The organism is Flavobacterium resistens (assembly GCF_900182645.1).
Classification (GTDB): domain Bacteria; phylum Bacteroidota; class Bacteroidia; order Flavobacteriales; family Flavobacteriaceae; genus Flavobacterium; species Flavobacterium resistens.
Window position 1 is genome coordinate 163485 of the sequence record NZ_FXTA01000002.1, and the last position, 21533, is coordinate 185017.

The 21533-nt window shown below is 35.5% G+C and carries 18 protein-coding genes and 1 tRNA gene; 15 read left to right on the forward strand and 4 right to left on the reverse strand.

The window, feature by feature from the left end:
* Window positions 1-87: 87 nt before the first annotated feature.
* From FN795_RS06830 to FN795_RS06890, 13 genes are all read left to right on the forward strand, one after another.
* Window positions 88-1098, forward strand: a complete 1011-nt coding sequence (locus FN795_RS06830; protein WP_142449957.1) for an arabinan endo-1,5-alpha-L-arabinosidase — start codon at window positions 88-90, stop codon at window positions 1096-1098.
* Window positions 1099-1158: 60 nt separating this feature from the next.
* Window positions 1159-2706: an alpha-N-arabinofuranosidase gene (locus tag FN795_RS06835; RefSeq protein WP_142449958.1), complete on the forward strand. Its 1548-nt coding sequence runs from the start codon at window positions 1159-1161 to the stop codon at window positions 2704-2706.
* A 12-nt stretch (window positions 2707-2718) separates the two neighbouring features.
* Window positions 2719-4344, forward strand: coding sequence for an arabinan endo-1,5-alpha-L-arabinosidase (locus FN795_RS06840; RefSeq protein WP_142449959.1), 1626 nt, complete (start codon window positions 2719-2721; stop codon window positions 4342-4344).
* Window positions 4345-4495: 151 nt separating this feature from the next.
* Window positions 4496-5440 (forward strand): glycoside hydrolase family 43 protein, encoded by a 945-nt coding sequence (locus FN795_RS06845; RefSeq protein WP_142449960.1) that lies wholly within the window; start codon window positions 4496-4498, stop codon window positions 5438-5440.
* Between the two features lie 74 nt (window positions 5441-5514).
* On the forward strand, window positions 5515-6495 hold the full coding sequence (locus FN795_RS06850) for an arabinan endo-1,5-alpha-L-arabinosidase (protein ID WP_244289949.1): 981 nt from the start codon (window positions 5515-5517) through the stop codon (window positions 6493-6495).
* A 14-nt stretch (window positions 6496-6509) separates the two neighbouring features.
* Window positions 6510-8495, forward strand: a complete 1986-nt coding sequence (locus FN795_RS06855; protein WP_142449961.1) for a glycoside hydrolase family 127 protein — start codon at window positions 6510-6512, stop codon at window positions 8493-8495.
* A 184-nt stretch (window positions 8496-8679) separates the two neighbouring features.
* Window positions 8680-10665, forward strand: coding sequence for an alpha-L-arabinofuranosidase C-terminal domain-containing protein (locus FN795_RS06860; protein WP_142449962.1), 1986 nt, complete (start codon window positions 8680-8682; stop codon window positions 10663-10665).
* 167 nt (window positions 10666-10832) lie between these two features.
* Window positions 10833-12524, forward strand: a complete 1692-nt coding sequence (locus tag FN795_RS06865; RefSeq protein ID WP_142449963.1) for a ribulokinase — start codon at window positions 10833-10835, stop codon at window positions 12522-12524.
* The gene (locus FN795_RS06870) at window positions 12508-13209 is read left to right on the forward strand and encodes an L-ribulose-5-phosphate 4-epimerase (RefSeq protein WP_142449964.1); all 702 of its coding nucleotides are present in this window, start codon (window positions 12508-12510) and stop codon (window positions 13207-13209) included. The genes FN795_RS06865 and FN795_RS06870 overlap by 17 nt, the downstream gene beginning before the upstream one ends.
* A gap of 158 nt (window positions 13210-13367) precedes the next feature.
* Window positions 13368-14876 carry an L-arabinose isomerase gene (gene araA / locus FN795_RS06875; protein WP_142449965.1) on the forward strand — a complete coding sequence of 503 codons (1509 nt, stop codon included), beginning with the start codon at window positions 13368-13370 and terminating at the stop codon, window positions 14874-14876.
* 141 nt (window positions 14877-15017) lie between these two features.
* On the forward strand, window positions 15018-16202 hold the full coding sequence (locus tag FN795_RS06880; protein WP_142449966.1) for an aldose epimerase family protein: 1185 nt from the start codon (window positions 15018-15020) through the stop codon (window positions 16200-16202).
* Window positions 16203-16332: 130 nt separating this feature from the next.
* Complete coding sequence (locus tag FN795_RS06885; RefSeq protein WP_142449967.1) at window positions 16333-16968, forward strand: hypothetical protein; 636 nt, start codon at window positions 16333-16335, stop codon at window positions 16966-16968.
* 40 nt (window positions 16969-17008) lie between these two features.
* Entirely contained in the window at window positions 17009-17473 is a 465-nt protein-coding gene (locus FN795_RS06890; protein ID WP_142449968.1) for an OsmC family protein, read from the forward strand.
* A 45-nt stretch (window positions 17474-17518) separates the two neighbouring features.
* On the opposite strand, the gene FN795_RS06895 is transcribed toward FN795_RS06890, so the two are convergent.
* The 4 genes from FN795_RS06895 to FN795_RS06910 form a co-directional block, all read right to left on the reverse strand.
* Entirely contained in the window at window positions 17519-17938 is a 420-nt protein-coding gene (locus FN795_RS06895; RefSeq protein ID WP_142449969.1) for an arsenate reductase ArsC, read from the reverse strand.
* Window positions 17939-18069: 131 nt separating this feature from the next.
* Window positions 18070-18543, reverse strand: coding sequence for a DUF6428 family protein (locus FN795_RS06900; RefSeq protein ID WP_142449970.1), 474 nt, complete (start codon window positions 18541-18543; stop codon window positions 18070-18072).
* A 57-nt stretch (window positions 18544-18600) separates the two neighbouring features.
* Window positions 18601-18927, reverse strand: coding sequence for an ArsR/SmtB family transcription factor (locus tag FN795_RS06905; RefSeq protein ID WP_142449971.1), 327 nt, complete (start codon window positions 18925-18927; stop codon window positions 18601-18603).
* A 153-nt stretch (window positions 18928-19080) separates the two neighbouring features.
* Window positions 19081-19160, reverse strand: a tRNA-Leu gene (locus FN795_RS06910).
* A gap of 290 nt (window positions 19161-19450) precedes the next feature.
* Here FN795_RS06910 and FN795_RS06915 point away from each other — a divergent pair.
* Together FN795_RS06915 and FN795_RS06920 are read left to right on the forward strand one after the other, a co-directional pair.
* A complete protein-coding gene (locus FN795_RS06915) occupies window positions 19451-20392 on the forward strand; it encodes a ribose-phosphate pyrophosphokinase (protein ID WP_142449972.1) in 942 nt (313 codons plus the stop codon).
* A 125-nt stretch (window positions 20393-20517) separates the two neighbouring features.
* Window positions 20518-21129, forward strand: coding sequence for a 50S ribosomal protein L25/general stress protein Ctc (locus tag FN795_RS06920; protein WP_142449973.1), 612 nt, complete (start codon window positions 20518-20520; stop codon window positions 21127-21129).
* The last annotated feature ends 404 nt before the right edge of the window (window positions 21130-21533 follow it).

Here is a 21533-nt window from a genome sequence, read left to right on the forward strand (position 1 = left end):
TATAAAGTTTGCCATGTGATATTATCTTTAAAAGAGCATGAGATTATAGAGAGTTTAATTTATTAACATTTACTAAAATTATAACAAATGAAAACAATTGCAAGTTTGGTTTTATTAGCATTATTATTAGGAAGTTGTCAAAATGAAGATACTATAATCCCTTCGAATGATGAGGCGTCTGCAACGGTAGAAACTCAAAATTCTCAGGTAAAAAATTTAACAGCAAAAACGGTCAGCGGAAATGTTCCTTCGCATGATCCAAGCACAATAGTAAAAAGCGGTGTGAATTATTATGTTTTCACAACAGGAGATAATATTCCAATGACATATTCAACAAACTTAACAAGCTGGACTTGGGGGACATCAGTCTTCTCGTCAACGCCAAGTTGGATTGCAGGATATGTACCGGGTTTTACCAAAACATTTTGGGCGCCAGATGTAGCGTGGTTTAACAATCGATGGAACATGTATTACTCTTGTTCCACTTTTGGATCAGCTACCTCTGCAATTGGATTAGTGACTACTCCGGCAATTTCGCAAAGCGCAGGAACAACTTGGACAGACAGAGGCGTGGTAGTTTCTTCTTCAACAGCTTCAGATGTAAATGCAATCGACCCTTCAATTTTAGTTGATGGAAGCAATGTTTACATGGCTTATGGTTCTTGGCATGCCGGAATTGGAGTTGTTCCAATAAACGTTTCAACAGGAAAACCTAGTGCAACAAGAACAATAGTTGCTGGCGGAAACAGCGCATCTTGGGAAGCTCCTTGTTTGATTAAAGAAGGCAGTTACTATTATATGTTTGTAAACAGAGGAACTTGCTGTAACGGTGTTAATAGTACTTATTACATTGTAGTTGGACGCTCAACAAATGTATATGGACCTTATCTGGATAAAAACGGAGTAGCTTTAACAAATGGCGGAGGCACAACTGTTTTAGCAACGCAAGGAAACTATATTGGTCCTGGACATTTATCAAGAATTACCGGAACCCAAAAAGGAGCTGTTCATTATTATGACGGAGCCGACAGCGGAAATCCAAAACTAGAAATTGTATATTTTACATGGTCATCAGGATGGCCTACACTTTCTTATTAATTTTAATATTTAGAGGAAAGTCTCAAAAGCTTTCCTCTTTATAAACTTTATAAAACCATTATGAAAAAAGCACTTTTAATCACATTTCTTATTACCCTTTGTAATCAGGTTAGTTTTGCCCAAAATCAAACCACAGTTGTAACCATAAAAAATAATGCTGATGCTCCGGTAATCAACAAAAACATTTACGGACATTTTGCCGAACATTTAGGACGCTGTATTTACGGCGGATTTTTTGTTGGAGATACTTCAAAAATACCAAATACAAAAGGAGTTAGAAATGACATTATCGCTGCTTTAAAAGATTTAAAAATTCCGAATTTAAGATGGCCCGGCGGATGTTTTGCCGATACTTACCATTGGAAAGACGGAATTGGCCCACAAGAACAAAGACCAACAATCGTAAACAAATGGTGGGGCGGTGTAACAGAAGACAACAGTTTTGGAACTCACGATTTCCTGAATATGTGCGAACTTCTTGGAGCTGAACCTTATTTGTCAGGAAATGTTGGAAGCGGAACCGTTCAAGAATTAGCGGATTGGGTTCAGTATACCAATTTTGGAGGCAAAAGTCCGATGAGTGATTTACGTGTAAAAAATGGAAGAAAAGAACCTTGGAAAGTTAAATTTTGGGGAATTGGAAATGAAGCTTGGGGATGTGGAGGAAATATGACAGCAGAATATTATGCTGGAGAATATAGAAAATTTGCAACATTCATGTCGGATTGGGAAAACACCGGAGGATTGACGCGAATCGCATCAGGTTCAAACAGTGCCGATTATAATTGGACAGAAGTTTTAATGAAAAACATTCCAACAAATATGTTAGGCGGACTTGGAGTACATCATTATGCTGTAATCGAATGGGCTAAAAAAGGTGATGATAGAGATTTTACAGAAGAAGGTTATTTCAAAACAATGAAATCAGCTTTAAAAATGGAAGAATTGGTTACCAAACATGCCGCTATCATGGATAAATACGATCCACAGAAAAAAGTTGCCATGATTGTAGACGAATGGGGAGGTTGGTACGAAGTTGAAAAAGGAACAAATCCAGGTTTCTTATATCAGCAAAATACAATGCGTGATGCAGTTTTAGCTGGTGCGACACTGAATATTTTCAACAACCACGCTGATCGTGTTCGTATGGCAAACTTAGCGCAATGCGTAAACGTTTTGCAAGCAGTAATCTTAACTGATAAAGCAAAAATGATTACTACGCCAACGTATCATGTAATGAAAATGTACAGCGTACATCAAGATGCAAAATTATTGCCGGTAAGTTTTACTTCTCCAAATTATACATTTAATGGAGAAACACTTCCTGCAGTATCGGCAGCAGCATCAAAAGATAAAAATGGAGCAGTTCATATTTCTTTAGTAAATGTGGATGCAAAAAACAAAAACAAAATAGAAATTGATGTAAATGAACTTGGTGTTAAAACTTTTACAGGAACAGTTTTAACATCAGCAAAATTACAAGATTACAATTCATTCGATACGCCAAATAAAATTGTTCCAACAGTTTTTAAAGGTTTCGAAAACAAAAAAGGAAAACTTGAAATCACAATTCCTCCTTTCTCAGTTGTTGTTTTAGAAGGAAAATAAAAACATAAAAACATGAAAAAATCAAATTCCATTCTAAAAATAGCGCCGTATATCGGATTGTTTTTAGGTGCGTTATTGGTGTTTGGCTGTTCAAGCGACAGTCCAGATACACCTGTAACTCCAGATCCGCCGGTGGTGGTTGATCCGCCTGTGGTTACGCCGGCTTTTCCCGGACCAACTTATGCAGATAATTATACTTCAATTTCAAGTTGGGGAAGCAGATCGCAATGGAATTTGGCCAACGTGCATGATCCATCGGTAGAGAAATCTGGAGAATATTATTATATGTATCAAACTGATGCTTCTTATGGAAATGCTCACGAAGGCAACGGACATTTTTTCTACAGAAGATCAAAAGATTTAATTAATTGGGAATTCATGGGATCTTCGATGACACAGGCTCCGGCTTGGGTAAAAGATTCTTTAAACAATAAAAGAGCCAGAATGAATCCGGCACTTCCTCCAATCACAAATCCGAGTTATGGATATTGGGCGCCTTGTGTTCGAAAAGTCGGAAACAAATTCAGAATGTATTACAGCATTGTCGTAACCAATCCAATTACAGGAACAGATACCAATACATCTTGGTCAGAACGTGCTTTTATTGGTTTAGCTGAAACTGATGATTTGGCTTCAAACAATTGGGTTGATAAAGGAATGGTGGTTTGTTCTGAACCAGATGGCGTAAAAAGTTACGTTCGAAACGGAGGAAACGATTGGGATGCCTATTTTAAATTCAATGCCATCGATCCGAGTTTTATTCAGACTCCAGAAGGAGATCAGTATTTGATTTATGGTTCCTGGCATTCAGGAATCGCAGCTTTAAAACTGGATCCAGCAACTGGAAAACCAGCTAAATTAAAAACAATTGACGATTACGGAGTCCGAATTGCAGGACGCGGAAACGTGAGCACAAATCGCTGGCAAGCACTTGAAGGGCCGGAAATTATCTATAATCCAGACACACAATATTATTATCTGTTTTTGGCTTATGACGAATTATCTGTGGCGTATAATACACGCGTAGCTCGTTCAAAAAACATTTTAGGCCCGTATTTAACTATCAGCGGAAGCAGTATTACAACTGGAGCCGAGTGTTATCCAATGGTAACGCATCCGTACCAATTTAAAAATCATACAGGTTGGGTCGGATTCTCGCATTGTGCGGTTTTTCAGAATCCAGATACAAAACAATGGTATTATGCTTCTCAGGCGCGTTTGCCTGAAGGTGTTCCGGGAATTGCAGTTTCAAATGCGGTAATGATGGGACACGTTCGCGCCATTCAATGGACAGAAGATGGCTGGCCGGTTGTCGAAGCTGAACGTTATGCAGGAGTTCCAGCAACGACAATTACAGAGGCAAATTTCATTGGAACTTGGGAACAAATCACAATGAATTACCAATACAAAACCATGCAGAAAGCAGGAACAATTTATTTAACTGCAGACAAAAAAGTAAGCGGAGATGCTACAGGAACTTGGTCATACGACAGTACTAAAAAAATCTTAACGGTAAACGGAGTAAAATGTAATGTCTCTGATGCTTGGGATTGGGAATTAGCAACCAGAAAAGTAACCTTGAGTTATTCTGGATATACAGGAGCAGGATTGCCTGTTTGGGGTAAAAAGATTAATTAGAAAATTCCAATTTTTAAATTCCAAAAATTAAAAATCTGTTCAATCTGCCTAATCTGCGTGAGAAAAATTGAGCCACAGATTACACAGATTTAAAGGATTGAAAAAAAAATCAATTTAATCCTGTAATCTGTGGCAAAAAAATATAACGATAATGAAGAATTTATTTGCAAGCCTTTTCATTTTGCTCTTATCGATTGAGGGAACTGCGCAATCGGTAAAATTTAATAATCCAATTATCAAGGATCAATACACAGGTGATCCTGCAGCATTGGTTTATAAAGACAAAGTGTATTTATACGCTGGCCACGATGAAGCGCCAAATGATTTTAATTTTTATAAGATGAACGAATGGGTTGTTTATTCTTCATCAGATATGAAAAAATGGGAATCGCATCCAGTCCCGTTAAAAGTAACCGATTTTAAATGGGCAAAAAGTGATGCGTGGGCTTCGCAAGTAATTGAAAGAAACGGAAAATTTTATTGGTTTGTAACTGTTGAACACGGAACAATTCCTGGAAAAGCAATTGGAGTTGCGGTTTCAGATAGTCCAATCGGTCCTTTTAAAGATGCTTTAGGAAAAGCTTTAATTACAAATGACATGACCAAATATACCGATATAAGCTGGGACGACATCGATCCGACGGTTTATATCGATACTGATGGACAAGCGTATTTGTTTTGGGGAAATACAGCGTGTCATTACGCAAAATTAAAAGAAAATATGACCGAAATAGATGGAGAAATTCATCATATCGATTTGCCACATTACACAGAAGCACCATGGATTCACAAACATAAAGATTGGTATTATTTGTCATACGCTTACGAATTTCCAGAGAAAATCGCCTACGCCATGAGCAAATCAATCAACGGCCCGTGGGAATTCAAAGGAATTTTAAATGAATTGGCCGGAAACAGCAATACAAATCATCAATCAATAATTGATTTTAAAGGGCAGTCGTATTTTATTTATCACAATGGAGCGTCAATTCCGCACGGAGGAAGTTTCAGAAGATCGGTTTGCGTTGATAAATTATTTTATAACAAAGACGGAACAATGAAAAGAGTTGTAATGACTTCTGAAGGAATACAATAGATTGTCAGTCTGAGCGAAGTCGAAGACAGTCGCAGTTTTCAGTAACCAAATTTAAATTTACTTACATAACTTATATGGTTTACAAAAATATAAAACAAACAATTTCAGCTTTCTTGATGTTAACCGCATCAGTTGTGACAGCACAGGAAATCGTAGTTCACGATCCAGTTGTCATCAAACAAAAAGATACTTATTATTTGTATTGCACCGGAAATGGAATCAGTGTTTTCAGTTCAAAAGATTTAAAAAAATGGGACAAACAGCCTCAGGTTTTCGCAGAAAAACCCGTTTGGGCAGATGGCGTTGCGGCCGATTTTAAAAATCATATTTGGGCGCCGGATATTTCATATCATAACAACATTTATTATTTGTATTATTCGGTTTCGGCTTTCGCCAAAAATACTTCGGCGATTGGCGTTGCGACAAATACTACTTTAGATCCAAAAGATAAAAACTACAAATGGGTTGATCAGGGAATTGTGATTCAGTCACAACCAAATCGTGATATGTGGAATGCCATTGACCCGAATTTAATCTTCGATGAAAACAATACACCTTGGCTTTCATTTGGTTCTTTTTGGGAAGGATTAAAAATGGTAAAATTAAATCCAGATTTAAAATCGATTGCACAACCACAAGAATGGCATACGATTTCAAAAAGAAAAAGAACTTTCGAATTAGCCGATTCTGATCCCGGAGACGGGGCACTTGAAGCTCCTTTTATCTTTAAGAAAAATGGTTATTATTATCAATTTCTTTCTTGGGATTTATGCTGTCGCGGAGAAAAAAGCACGTATAAAGTTGTCGTTGGAAGATCAAAAAATGTTACAGGACCTTATGTTGATAAAGACGGAAAATTATTAACCGAAGGTGGTGGAAGCATCGTAGTTCAGGGCGATGAAAATTACTTTGGCGTAGGCCATAACAGCGCTTATACGTTTGATGGCAAAGATTATATTTTCTATCACGCTTATGAAAAAAAATCGAACGGAACACCAAGATTAGTCGTTAAAGAAATACAATGGGATGCCAATTTATGGCCCGTTTTAAAATAGAATAAACAAATAAAATGAAAAAATTCACCTTTCCAATCATTACAATTTTTCTCTCGCTTCTAGTTTTTGTTTCCTGTAAAGAAACTAAAAACAATGCGGTGCAGGCAAGTGATAAAACGTCGGTTTTAAAAGCGGGTTATCAAATCGAACCCGTTAATATTCAAAATGTAAAACTGAATGATTCTTTTTGGTTGCCAATTATCAAAAGAGTTCAGGAAGTTACAATTGCTTACGCCATTCAAAAATGTAATGAAGAAGGTCGTTTTGAGAATTTCTTAATTGCAGGAAAACAAAAAACAGGGACAGTTAGAGGCGAAATGCCTTTTGATGATACTGATGTTTACAAAATTATTGAAGGGGCTTCGAATACTTTAATTTCTGCTCCAAATCCGAAATTAGAAAGAGTTTTAGATTCGCTGATTGCCATTGTAAAAATTGGTCAGGAAGCCGATGGTTATTTGACAACTTGGAGAACAATTAATCCTGCAAAACCGCCAGCGCCTTGGGTTCCGGTTATTGAAGGAAAACGTTGGGAATCTTTGCAAATTAGCCACGAATGTTATAATGCCGGACATTTAATTGAAGCGGCTGTAGTCCATTATGAAGCAACAGGAAAAACAAATTTTCTGGACATCGCGATCAAAAATGCCGATTTGTTTGTAAAAACTTTTGGTGACGGTCCGGGTCAGGTAAAAGGAGTTCCGGGACATCAAATTATAGAAACGGGATTGATCAAATTATATCAAATTACCGGAAAGGAAGATTATTTGAAACTGGCCAAATACTTTTTAGACAATCGCGGAAATCCAAATAATCATAAATTATATGGCGAATATGCTCAGGATCATATGCCAGTAATTCAGCAAAATGAAGTGGTTGGTCATGCCGTAAGAGCAGTTTATATGTATGCTGGAATGACCGATATTGCCGCCATGACAAAAGACAAATCATATGAAAATGCTGTAAATAATTTATGGAATAATATTGTGAACAAAAAAATGTACATCACGGGCGGAATTGGTTCAAGACATGATGGCGAAGCTTTTGGAGCCAATTATGAATTGCCAAATCTAACCGCTTACAACGAAACCTGCGCCGCAATTGGCGATGTATATTGGAATCATAGATTGCATAATTTATATGGAAAATCAGAATATTTTGATGTCATCGAAAGAACGATGTACAACGGATTAATTTCGGGAATTTCATTGACCGGAAAAGAGTTTTTCTACCCAAATGCGCTTGAAGCTGATGGCGTTTATAAATCTAACAGAGGTTCTTGCACGCGTCAGGCTTGGTTTGACTGTTCTTGCTGTCCTACGAATTTGATTCGTTTTATTCCCTCAATTCCGGGATTGATTTATTCCAAAACAAATAATGAATTATTTGTAAATTTATATGCCTCAAACAGCGCTTCTTTCAAATTAGGAAAAACCGATTTACAGATTTCACAGCAAACAGGTTATCCTTGGAATGGAAAAGTAGCAATTGCTGTTAATCCAAAAAAAGAAAGCCAATTTACGATTAAACTTCGCGTTCCGGGCTGGGCTAGAAATGAGGTTCTGCCGGGGGATTTATACACTTATAAAAAAGCTTCAACTCAAAAAACTACTATTACTGTAAATGGAGAAACTGTAGCAATACAGCCAGAAAATGGTTATTACAATGTAACAAGAACTTGGAAAAAAGGAGACAAAATTGCGCTTAATTTTCCAATGGAAGTTCAGGAAGTTGAAACCAATTCAAAAGTAGAAACCAACAAAAGCAAAGTTTCTTTAGAGTACGGCCCGATCGTTTATGCAGTTGAAGAAATTGACAACAAAAACAATTTTGATCAAATAAATGTGGCTTCTGGAGATACCTTCAAAGTAAAAAAAGAAGCGAATTTATTGAATGGCGTTAATGTAATTGAGAATTCAAAATTCAAAGCAATTCCATATTATTCTTGGTCAAATCGTGGCGTAGGAAAAATGAAGGTTTGGTTAGATTATAAGAATTGAGAAAATAGATAAAAGAAGCAAGAAGCAAGACAAATATAGCCACAGATTAAAGGATTAAAAAGATTAAAAATAAATCTGTCTAATCTGTGAGGAACAAAAAAAGTAAAATCCGTTTTTATCCGCGCCTTCACGATAGTGAATCAGTGTAATCTGCGTACCATAAAACACATTTAAATATAAAAAAATGAAGTCCAATTTAATTACAAAAATGACCCTTTGTGGTTTAATGCTGAGCGGTGTTTATGCATCGGCACAAAAAAATAATCTTCAAGTTGATGTTGCAAAAACAGTAACAAAAATTCAGCCAACAATGTATGGAGTGTTTTTTGAAGACATCAATTTTGCTGCTGATGGAGGATTATATGCTGAAATGATTAAAAACAGATCGTTTGAATTTTTGTTTCCAATGATGGGCTGGCAAGAACCAAACAGCGACCGACATAAATTGAACGAAAAATCAGGAATTGCAAATGTAATTCAGTATTCTCAAAAAGGAACAAACCATAATTATTGCCGAGTTACAATTAACGATGCTTCAGGTTATGAATTGATAAACGAAGGTTTCAGGGGAATGGGAATTAAGAAGGATTTAAAGTACAATCTGACTTTAAAAGCTTCAAAAATTTCAGGAAATATTTCTAAAATCAAATTCCAGTTTATTGATAAAAACAATAAAGTTTTAGGCGAAACTTCGGTTGTACCAACATCAAATGATTGGTCAAATTATTCGGCTCAATTAACCTCTTCAGCAACAGAAGCCAAAGCAAAACTAAAAATCACTTTTGAAGGAAATGGTGTAATTGATTTAGACAATATTTCATTATTTCCAGAAGATACTTGGGTCGGAAGAAAAAACGGACTTCGTAAAGATTTAGTACAATTATTATACGATTTGAAACCAGGATTTTTGCGTTTTCCTGGCGGATGTATTGTTGAAGGAAGAACTTTGGCAGAACGTTACCAATGGAAAAAATCAGTAGGAAATGTTGAAGACAGAGAAACAGCAGTTAACCGTTGGAATATGGAATTTTCACACCGTCCGGCACCAGATTATTTCCAGAGTTTTGGTTTAGGATTCTTTGAATATTTCCAACTTTCAGAAGATATTGGCGCTTCACCGCTTCCAATTTTAAGCTGCGGAATGGCTTGCCAATTTAACACAGGACAATTAGTTCCAATGGATCAAATCGATCCTTATGTTCAGGATGCTTTAGATTTGATCGAATTTGCAAATGGAGATGCTACGACAGCTTGGGGAAAAGTAAGAGCTGATATGGGACATCCAAAACCATTCAATTTAAAATTTATTGGAGTTGGAAATGAGCAATGGGGACCCGATTATATTGAGCGTTTCAAAGTGTTTCAAAAAGCCATCAAAGCAAAATATCCAAACATCACAATCGTATCTGGAACAGGACCTTTCCCTGACGGCGATTTTTACGACTATGGCATGAAAGAACTTAAAAAACTGAATGCTGAAATTGTTGACGAACATTATTATAAGGATCCAGCTTGGTTCCGTAAAAATGTAACGCGTTACGACAATTACGATCGTAAAGGACCAAAGATTTTCGCTGGAGAATATGCAGCGCAAAGTGTTGCAATTGCAAGTCCGGAAAACAAAAATAACTGGGAATGTGCTTTCTCTGAAGCGGCTTTCATGACCGGAATGGAGCGTAATGCTGAGGTAGTTCAATTGACTTCTTATGCACCTTTATTAGCTCACGTTGAGGGTTGGCAGTGGACACCAGACATGATTTGGTTCAACAATTTACAGTCATACGGAACGCCAAATTATTATGTTCAGAAATTATTCTCTAATAATAAAGGAACCGATTTAATCAACATTACAAAAGATGGAAAAGCGGTTACAGGTCAAAATGATTTGTTTGCATCGGCAGTAAAAGATGTGAATTCGAAAGAAGTGATTTTGAAAATTGTGAACGCAAATGCTGCTTCTCAGAATGTTTCAATTGACTTAAAAGGAGCAAAATTAGAGTCAAAAGGGATTGCTGTAATTTTAAAAGGAGACGGAATAAATGATGAAAACTCTTTTGACGCACCAACGAAAATCAGTCCGAAAGAAAGCGAATTTAAAGTAAGCGGAAACAAAGTTCAGTATGATTTTCCAGCATATTCGGTAACCGTTTTAAAAATTAAGATGAAATAATCGCAATAGAATAAATGTTAAACCAACATTTATTTTCTGTTTTTGTCATAATTGCTTGTTTTGATGCATTATTTGTAAAAATTCAAAGCTCAATTTTTATTAAGTGTTTATTGTACACTTATAAATGAATTATAATTATATTTGTCATTATTAAAAATGAATTTCGAATGAAAAATTACGTTATAGGATTGGACTACGGAACAGATTCTGTTCGAGCGGTGCTTATCGATACTGAAAATGGGCAGGAATTAGCATCGAATGTTTCTCATTACAAAAGATGGAAAAACAAACAATATTGTGACGCATCTATAAATCAGTTTCGTCAGCATCCTTTGGATCATATTGAAGGATTGGAAATCACGATTCAAAATGTTATAAAAGAAAGTAAAGTTGATCCTTCATTAGTAAAAGGAATTTGTATTGACACAACGGGATCTTCTCCAGTTCCAGTTACAAAAGACGGAACACCACTAGCATTGACAAAAGGGTTTGAAGAAAATCCAAATGCGATGATGGTTTTATGGAAAGATCATACTTCAATTAATGAAGCAAACGAAATCAACGAACTAGCTGTAAGTTGGGGCGGAGAAGACGTAACAAAATACGTTGGAGGAATTTATTCTTCAGAATGGTTTTGGGCAAAAATCCTTCACATTGCAAGACAAGATGAAGAGGTTAAAAATGCAGCACATACTTGGATGGAACACTGCGATTTAATGACGTATTTGTTGATTGAAGACAAAGACTTAAAAACTTTCAAAAGAAGCCGTTGCGCAGCAGGACACAAAGCAATGTGGCACACAGACTGGAACGGATTACCGCCAGTTGAATTCTTAGAAAAATTACATCCATATTTAGCACAGCTTCGTGGTAATTTATATGATGAAACCTATACATCAGATTTAGTTGCCGGAAATTTAAGCAAAGAATGGGCAGATCGTTTAGGGCTTTCGACAGAAACTATTATTGCTGTTGGAACTTTCGACGCACACTCTGGAGCAGTTGGAGCTAAAATTGAAGAAAACACTTTGGTTCGTGTTATGGGAACTTCGACTTGTGATATTCTGGTTGGTTCTTATGATGAAGTGGGAACAAAAACTGTGCGCGGTATCTGCGGACAAGTTGATGGTTCTGTAATTCCAGGATTTATTGGTTTAGAAGCAGGACAATCTGCTTTTGGCGATTTATTGGCTTGGTACAAAGAATTATTGATGTGGCCAACAGAACATTTATTAGGTTCATCATCTCTTTTAAATGACACTCAAAAAGAACAATTAAGAGAAGAATTCAGTGATAAATTAATTGTTGAATTAACGAAAGAAGCAGAGAAAATTCCAGTTTCAGAAAGTCTTCCAATTGCTTTAGACTGGATCAACGGGCGACGAACTCCAGATGCGAATCAGGAAGTAAAAAGTGCAATTTCGAATCTTTCATTAGGAACAAAAGCACCTCATATTTTCAAAGCTTTAGTAAACGCAATTTGTTTTGGAGCGAAGAAAATTGTAGATCGTTTTGAAGAAGAAGGAGTAAAAATCGACAGCGTTATCGGAATTGGTGGCGTGGCGAGAAAATCTCCTTTTATCATGCAAACTTTGGCGAATGTTTTAAACAAGCCAATTAAAATTGCAGCTTCAGATCAGACACCAGCTTTAGGAGCGGCAATTTATGCAGCTGTTGCAGCTGGAATTTATCCAAATGTAATCGAAGCAAGCCAAAAAATCGGAAGTGATTTTGACGGAGAATATTTCCCTCAATTAGATAAAGTTGCAGCGTATAACAAACTGCTTATTGCTTACGAACAATTAAGTGTTTTTGCAGATCCAACCATTAAAATATCTCAAAATGAGTTCTCAGTATAAAGATTTAAAACAAGAATGTTACGAAGCCAATATGCAGTTAAATGCATTGAATTTGGTTGTCTACACTTTTGGAAACGTAAGTGCCGTGGACAGAAAAAATGGTGTTTTTGCCATTAAACCAAGCGGCGTTCCGTACGAAGATTTAAAACCTGAAGATATTGTTATTGTCGATTTTGATAATAACGTAATTGAAGGAACGATGCGTCCGTCATCTGACACAAAAACGCATGCTTATTTATACAAAAACTGGCCAAATATTGGAGGCGTTGCGCATACACACGCAACCTATTCTGTTGCTTGGGCGCAATCGCAAAGAGATATTCCAATTTTCGGAACTACACACGCAGATCATTTAACGGCAGATATTCCATGCGCTCCGCCAATGGCTGACTCTCTTATTGAAGGAAACTACGAACACAATACAGGAATTCAGATTTTGGATTGTTTCAAAGAAAAAAATCTTTCGTACGAAGAAGTAGAAATGATTTTGATAGGAAATCACGGTCCGTTTGCTTGGGGAAAAAACGCAGCAAAAGCGGTTTACAACAGTAAAGTTTTAGAAGTAGTAGCAGAAATGGCGTACCTGACTTTGCAAATCAACCCAAATGCACCAAGATTAAAAGATTCATTAATAAAGAAACATTACAACCGCAAACACGGAAAAGATTCGTATTACGGACAATAATGATTTTGTTTCAGGTTTTCTTTGTTTCAAGTTTCAAGTTGTTGGAACGTTGAACTTGGAATCTGGAACAAACAAAACAAAAACAATAAAATAACAAATCGAGTTTTCAGATTCTAACAACTTGAAACCTGAAACTTGAAACAAAATAAACAAAAGACATGATTGATATATCTCAAAAAGAAGTATGGTTTGTAGTAGGAAGCCAGGAATTATACGGTGAAGAAACCCTTAGAAAAGTAGCAGAACATTCGCAGATTATTGCAAAAGGATTAGACGCTTCATCTTCAATTCCAGTAAAAGTGGTTTACAAAGATGTGGTAAAATCGCCTTCGCAGATTTTAGATGTTTGTTTGGCTGCGAATTCAGAGAAAAACTGTATTGGAATTATTGCCTGGATGCATACTTTTTCTCCGGCAAAAATGTGGATTGGTGGTTTGAGTATTTTGAAAAAACCATTATGTCATTTACATACACAATACAATGCTGAAATTCCGTGGGGATCTATCGACATGGATTTCATGAACTTGAATCAATCCGCTCACGGAGATCGTGAATTTGGTTTTATCATGTCAAGAATGCGCAAAAAACGTAAAGTTGTTGTAGGACATTGGGAAGACGAAAGAGTTCAGAAAAAATTAGGAATTTGGTCAAGAGTCGTTTTAGGATGGGATGAACTTCAAAACTTAAAAGTAGCTCGTATTGGAGACAATATGCGTGAAGTTGCCGTTACAGAAGGCGATAAAGTAGAAGCTCAAATTCGTTTTGGCGTTTCAGTAAACGGATTCGATTCTTCGGATGTTACCAAACATATCGAAAAAGTAACTGACAAACAATTAGCTGATTTATTAGCGGTTTACGAAGCTTCTTATACATTAACTGATTCTTTAAAAGAAGGTGGCGCGCAAAGAAGTTCTTTAGCGGAAGCTGCAAAAATCGAATTAGGTTTAAGAGCTTTCCTTGAAGAAGGAGGTTTCGGCGCTTTTACAGATACATTTGAAAACCTTGGAGTTTGGAAACAATTACCAGGAATCGCAACACAAAGATTAATGGCTGATGGTTATGGTTTTGGTGGAGAAGGAGATTGGAAAACTGCTGCAATGGTAAGAGCATTAAAAGTGATGAATATTGGTTTGGAAGGCGGAACTTCTTTCATGGAAGATTACACGTATCATTTCACACCGCAAAAATCTTATGTTTTAGGTTCTCACATGTTAGAAATTTGTCCATCAATTGCTGATGGAAAACCTTCTTGTGAAGTGCATCCTTTAGGAATTGGCGGAAAAGAAGATCCAGCTCGTTTGGTATTTAATTCGCCTGCTGGAGATGCAATCAATGTTTCTTTAGTTGATATGGGAACGCGTTTCCGTTTAATTGTAAACGAAGTTGAAGCCGTTAAACCAATGGCAGAATTACCAAAACTTCCAGTTGCAAGAGTTCTTTGGGATTGTAAACCAAATCTTGATATTGCAGCAACAGCTTGGATTCTTGCCGGAGGAGCGCATCACACGGTTTACAGCCAATCATTGACAACAGAATACATGGAAGATTTTGCTGATATCGCTGGAATTGAGTTATTGGTAATCGATGAGAAAACTACAGTAAGAGATTTCAAAGATAAAATCAACGCTAACGAAGCTTATTATCATTTGTTTCAACACGGCCTGTAAGGCAGTAAAATGTAATTTGTAAGATGTAAAATGTGAAAAAACTTAAAAAGGTAATTTTTACATTTTTAAAATGATTAAATTTCACATCTAACATTTTACATCTAACATTTAACATTTTACAAATCAAAAAAATAACCATTTATGAATGTATTAAAACGTTGTGTTTTCGGATTAAGCCTTTTGAGTTTGGCTGCAGTTTCAGTTCAATGTAAAAGCGATAAAAAAGCAGATACAGAAAAAGTTGCAACTGATGAAAAAGAATTAGTTTCAATTGAAAAATCAGAATACGGGACAACTGCAAAAGGAGAAAAAGTTGAAAGTTATAAACTGAAAAACCAAAATGGGATGGAAGTTGATATCATCACTTTTGGTGGAAGAATTACAGATTTGAAAGTGCCAAATAAAGAAGGTGTTTCTGAAAATGTAGTAATCGGATTCAGTTCTTTGGCTCAATACGAAAAAGAAAATCCGTTCTTCGGCGCTTTAATCGGAAGATATGGAAACCGAATTGCAAAAGGGAAATTTACTTTAGATGGAAAAGAATATCAACTAGCAATTAACAACGCGCCAAATGCTTTGCATGGCGGTCCGCAAGGATATTTTAATGTTGTTTGGAAAGCCGATGAGGTTAAATCTGGTGAAACAGCTTCTTTAAAATTATCTTATGTAAGTAAAGATATGGAAGAAGGTTATCCAGGAACTTTAAAAGTTTTTGTGACTTATATTTTGACGAATGACAATCAGTTGGAAGTTTTATACGAAGCAACAACAGACAAGAAAACAGTTGTTAACTTGACGCAGCATTCGTATTTCAATTTATCTGGAGATTTTACAAAAACAATCTTAGATCACGAATTGACTTTAAATGCAGATAAATTAGTTCCGGTTGACGCGACTTTAATTCCAACAGGAAAATTAGAAGATGTTGCCAATACTCCTTTTGATTTCAGAACTCCAAAATTAATTGGAAAAGACATTAATGCTAAAAACGAGCAATTAGAAAGAGGAAAAGGTTACGATCATTGTTGGGTATTGAACAATCCTGAAAAAGGAAAAACAATCATTGCAAAAGTATACCACGCAGCAAGCGGAAGAGTTATGGAAATGACAACAGACGAACCTGGAATTCAGTTTTACTCTGGAAATTTCCTTGACGGAACTTTGCCAACTCGCGACGGAAAAACATATGCACACAGAACCGGACTTTGCTTAGAAACAGAACATTATCCAGATTCACCAAATCAGAAAAACTTCCCATCAACGGTTTTAAACCCGGGAGAAAACTATAAAACGAAAACTACATTTAAGTTTTCTGTTCAAAAATAATCTTTAGAATTTGTTTAGTTAGTTCTAATTCTCTGAAAAACCTCGAAAGTATTAAGCTTTCGAGGTTTTTTTATTTCGATCATTCTGCTTTATATTTGAATGATACTACAGAAGATTTAAAAATATAATCATGAAAAGAATAATTATTTGCATATCTATTTTAACATTCTTTAGTCAAAGCTGTCAAAATAAGGATAACAGTCAATTAAAAAATAATTCTATTGTTAAAAGTGATTCGATAAATAAAGAAGAAATTAATTCTGGTGTCGATGCGAAAGAACAGATAGAATTGGTTAAAAATTTCATGAAATGGTATATTAAAAATCTAAATACATTATATAAGTTTAATACTATTGGAGGAGGATCGAGTGTGGCTGAAAACGAAGAACCACAAAATTATTTTGTAAATTTCAGTGAGGTTGAAAAATATATTGTTGAGTTAAAAAAAAGTGGTTTTTTGACAGAGAACTTTCTTAAAAATGAAAAACAAATATTTATAGAAGGCGAAAAATATTTTAAAGAAAATCCAGAGAATGATGGACCACCCTATGGATTTGATTATGACCGTTTCTTTTTTACCCAAGAAACTTTTGAAGAAGATCTTCCAAATATTGAGAAAAGTAAGTATGTTGTTGATCAAAAGGGGAAATTTAATTCTGAAGTTAAGTTTTATCTTCCTATATGTGGGATTACTTATAAATATTCTTTGGAAAAAGTAAACGAGAAGTGGTTTATTGATAAAATAGAATCTGTAAATACGCTGTAATTGTTTAATGGAAGAACTATTATCATAAAATAAAACAAGTATGTCGATTAAACATTTATTTAAGGCACAATTAAATTGGATTTCAAAAACTGAGGAATCATCAAAAAGGCTTTACAGCAAAACTCATCAAATTAAAATTGAGGGAAAACCAACTTTAGAAGTTTCAGCAGCCAAAGCTTTCAAAGGCGATCCATCATTATATAATCCCGAAGATTTATTGTTAAGCAGTTTGGTTTCCTGCCACATGATGTCATACTTGTATGTATGTTCTCAAAACGGAATAGAAGTTCTCGAATATTCAGACAATGCCGAAGCAACATTAGAAGTAAATCCAGATGGGAGCGGGAGATTCACCGAAGTTATATTAAATCCGAAAGTAAAAATCTCAAATCCTGACCAAATTGAATTAGCTTTAGATTTACATTTTAAGGCAAATCAATTGTGTTTTATAGCTAATTCCTGTAATTTTCCAGTTTTGCATAATGCGAGTTGTGAAATAATATAAAATAAAAAACCTCTTCCTTTTAAGAAGAAGTTTTTTATATAGTAATTAAACTAAATTTTCGTCAACAAAGTTTTTACAATATTCCTTTATCAATTGTCTTACATTCCTAAATTGCTCCGTTATTTCTAAATCTGTTCCGGATGCTTTTGCAGGATCAGGAAAATTATAGTGAAACTTAAGTGCTTTTGTTGGAAAAAACGGACATCGTTCTTTAGCATTATCACACACCGTTATTACATAATCAAAGTCAATATTGGTGTACTCATCAATATTGTTGGATGTGTGATTTGAAATATCTATGCCATCTTCTTTCATGATCGAAATGGCCTTCGGATTGACTCCATGAGTTTCTACTCCGGCACTGTAAACGACAGCTTTATTGCCTGCAAAATGTCTCATATATCCTTCTGCAATTTGACTTCTGCAGCTATTTCCCGTACAAAGTATTAATATTTTCTTTTCCATAATTTTAAACAAACAGCCAAATGATGTTTATGATGCAGAATTTTGGGTCAAAGCCAAAAATAAGCTGCAGAATAACAACAGATGTTGTGATAATAATTGGTTTTTTATATTTAATAAATTTTTCTTTCATATTAGCAACATCCAGAATTTGGAGTACAGCATGAAGAAGCTTCATTATTTAGTTCAATTAAATTGATTTTTTGTTTTTCAGCAGGAATTCCGCACGAATCTTGTGCTAAACAAGCCGTTGATTTGTTTTGAAGAATAAAAGTTTTTCCGTCGAAAGCCAAATCATATTTTCCAATGGTTTCACTTTGGTATTCTACTTCGATTTCAAGATCTTCAATATTTAGCTTCTCTTCTGAAAGTTGAATGATGTGCAATAATTTAGTTGGTTTTAAACGATGTTCAAAATCGTTTGCATTCCAAAGCTGAAAATTGACAACTTTTTCATTTCTAATAACACCACCACAATCGATGAAGTGTTTTGTGATGCTTCCAACTTCAGTTACATGAAAATGTTCAGGTACAAAAGCTCCGTTTTCCAGTTGAAATTCAACATTATCTAATGTTGGTAAAATCTTTTTTATTTCTGATAATTTCATTTTTGTATAGTTTATTGTTTTAATGCAATATTGCGATAATAAATGATAAAAAAATGCCTAACAGCATTTAGATTTCGAAATAGTGGCTGAGATATTTAAAATATAACCACTTAAAATATTGATTGTTTTTTCGTCAAGACAATAACAGATTGCGTTTCCTGAAATGTTTCCTTTGATAATGCCAGCATTTTTTAATTCTTTCAAATGTTGGGAAACTGTAGGTTGAGCAAGAGGGAGTTCGTTGACAATATCGCCACAAATGCATTCATTAACTTTTAGTAAATATTCAATTATCGCGATTCTTGCAGGATGTCCTAATGCTTTTGCGATCGTTGCTATTTGATTTTGTGCATCTGTAAAATGTTCAGTTTTTGTAGCTCCCATTTTTATTTAATTTAATATTGCAATATTACGATTAAAATATAAGCAAACCAAATTTATTTGCAAAAAACAGATATACAGCAGATTAAGTTAGAAGTGTTTTGTTGAAGAAGTGAATAAATGAAAAAACCTCTTCCGTTAAGAAGAGGTTTTACGTACCCGGAGCCGGAGTCGAACCGGCACGGTTTCCCACAGGTGTTTGAGACCAGCGCGTCTACCAATTCCGCCATCCGGGCTTAGCAGACGAAAAAACAATCAAAAATTGATCATTTTAACGCAATAGAATGATGTCATAAATGGCGTCATTCCTTTAACACGGTGCAAATGTAAAAAATAAAATTAAACATTCTAATAAAAATACTTAAATTTTTGCTTTCAGTGTTCAATAAATTTTATAAATTTGCACCTCGTTAAAACGACGCACACACAACTAACTACACCCGAGACATTTACGAATGTTTTGCTTTATCGAAAATGATAAAGCCGAATTATACTAAGCGTAGCGGAGCAAAAACAACAAATTATAATGTCGCACCTAGAACCAGAAGCTAAAATTTTTGCTTGTTCACAAAGTGTTTATCTTGCAGAAAAAATTGCAGAGCAGTACGGAATTCCGTTAGGAAAAGTAACGATGTCAACGTATAGTGATGGAGAATTTCAGCCATCTTACGAAGAATCAATAAGAGGTTTACGAGTATTTATCGTATGTTCAACTTTCCCATCGGCAGATAATTTGATGGAATTGTTATTAATGATTGATGCAGCAAAACGTGCATCAGCAAGACATATTACAGCTGTAATGCCTTATTTTGGTTGGGCTAGACAGGATAGAAAAGATAAACCAAGAGTTCCAATTGGAGCAAAGTTAGTAGCAAACCTATTGACAGCTGCAGGAGCAACAAGAATCATGACAATGGATTTGCACGCAGATCAAATTCAGGGATTCTTTGAAAAACCAGTGGATCATTTATTTGCATCTACAATTTTTTTGCCTTACGTGCAAAGTTTAAAGTTAGAAAATCTAACAATTGCATCTCCAGATATGGGAGGTTCAAAAAGAGCATATGCTTACTCTAAGTTTTTAGAATCAGATGTAGTAATCTGTTACAAACAAAGAAAAGCAGCCAACGTTATTGACACTATGGAACTAATTGGTGAAGTAAAAGGACGTAACGTAATCTTAGTAGACGATATGATCGATACAGGAGGAACTTTAGCGAAAGCGGCAGACCTAATGATCGAAAAAGGAGCACTAAGTGTAAGAGCAATCTGTACACACGCTATATTATCTGGCGGGGCGTATGAAAAAATTGAAAACTCGAAACTAACAGAATTAATCGTAACCGATTCGATTCCGTTAAAAAGAGAATCAAATAAAATTAGAGTAGTGAGTTGTGCACCTCTTTTTGCTGAAGTTATGCACATGGTGCACCACAACAATTCAATTAGCGGAAAATTCATTATGTAGAAGCAGTAGGCTGTAGGCTTTAAGCCGTAAGCTTTGTTTCGCATTTTAAAAGCCTAAAGCTTAAAGCGTATTGCCTAAAGCCATAGCAAATAAGAATATTTATTTAATAACTATATTTTTTTACAATGAAATCGATTACAATTAAAGGATCAGAAAGAGAAAGCGTGGGCAAAGTGTCAACTAAAGCCTTACGTAATGCTGGAGCGGTTCCTTGCGTGTTATACGGAGGAAATCAAGCAGTACACTTCTCGGCAGACGCTGCAGCGTTCAAAAACTTGGTTTACACTCCAAATGCACACACAGTTGTGATTGAGCTTGGAAAAGGAAAATCATTCAATGCAATTTTGCAAGATATTCAAGTTCACCCAGTTTCTGACAAAATTTTACACATTGACTTCTTCCAATTATTTGATGATAAAGAAATCACAATGGAAGTTCCTGTGAAAATCGTTGGTACATCTAAAGGTGTTCTTGCGGGAGGTGTTTTACGTTTAAACCAACGTAAATTAAAAGTTAAAGCTTTACCATCAAATCTTCCTGATTTTGTTGAAGCTGACATTACTCCACTTGAAATGGGTAACAAATTATACGTTACTAAAGTTGGAAAACCAGAGTACAAAATTATGCACCCAGACAACACAGTTGTTTGTCAAGTAAGAATCTCTCGTGCTGCTATGAAAGCTGCTCAAGAGGCTGCAAAAGCTGCAAAAGCTCCTGCAAAAGGAAAGAAAAAATAATTTTTTTCAAACTATACAAAAAAGCCTCAATCTTACGATTGGGGCTTTTTTTTTAGATGCTATCCCGATAGCTATCGGGACTAAGGTGCTGAGATGCTAAGTTTTTTCATTGCTGTTAGGTAGATCGAAGTTGAAGCCTTTTTTTGCGGTTATTTTTTAGAAGCAGAAAGTTTTCGTTTTCACAAGATGTGATGTAAGGGCTAGAGAGAAAGTATCTTTTTCATAAGATTCTAAGTCGCTAAGATGCTGAGGTGTTTAGTTTTTTGTCTTGCAACCAGGTCAGGTAAAACAAAATCGGTGTACATCAGTTTAATCAGCACCATCCGTGTGCCATCCATCGCGACCTTTGCGCAAAACCCTTGCGATCTTTGCAGTTAAATCACGACCAATAGGCAATTATCTAA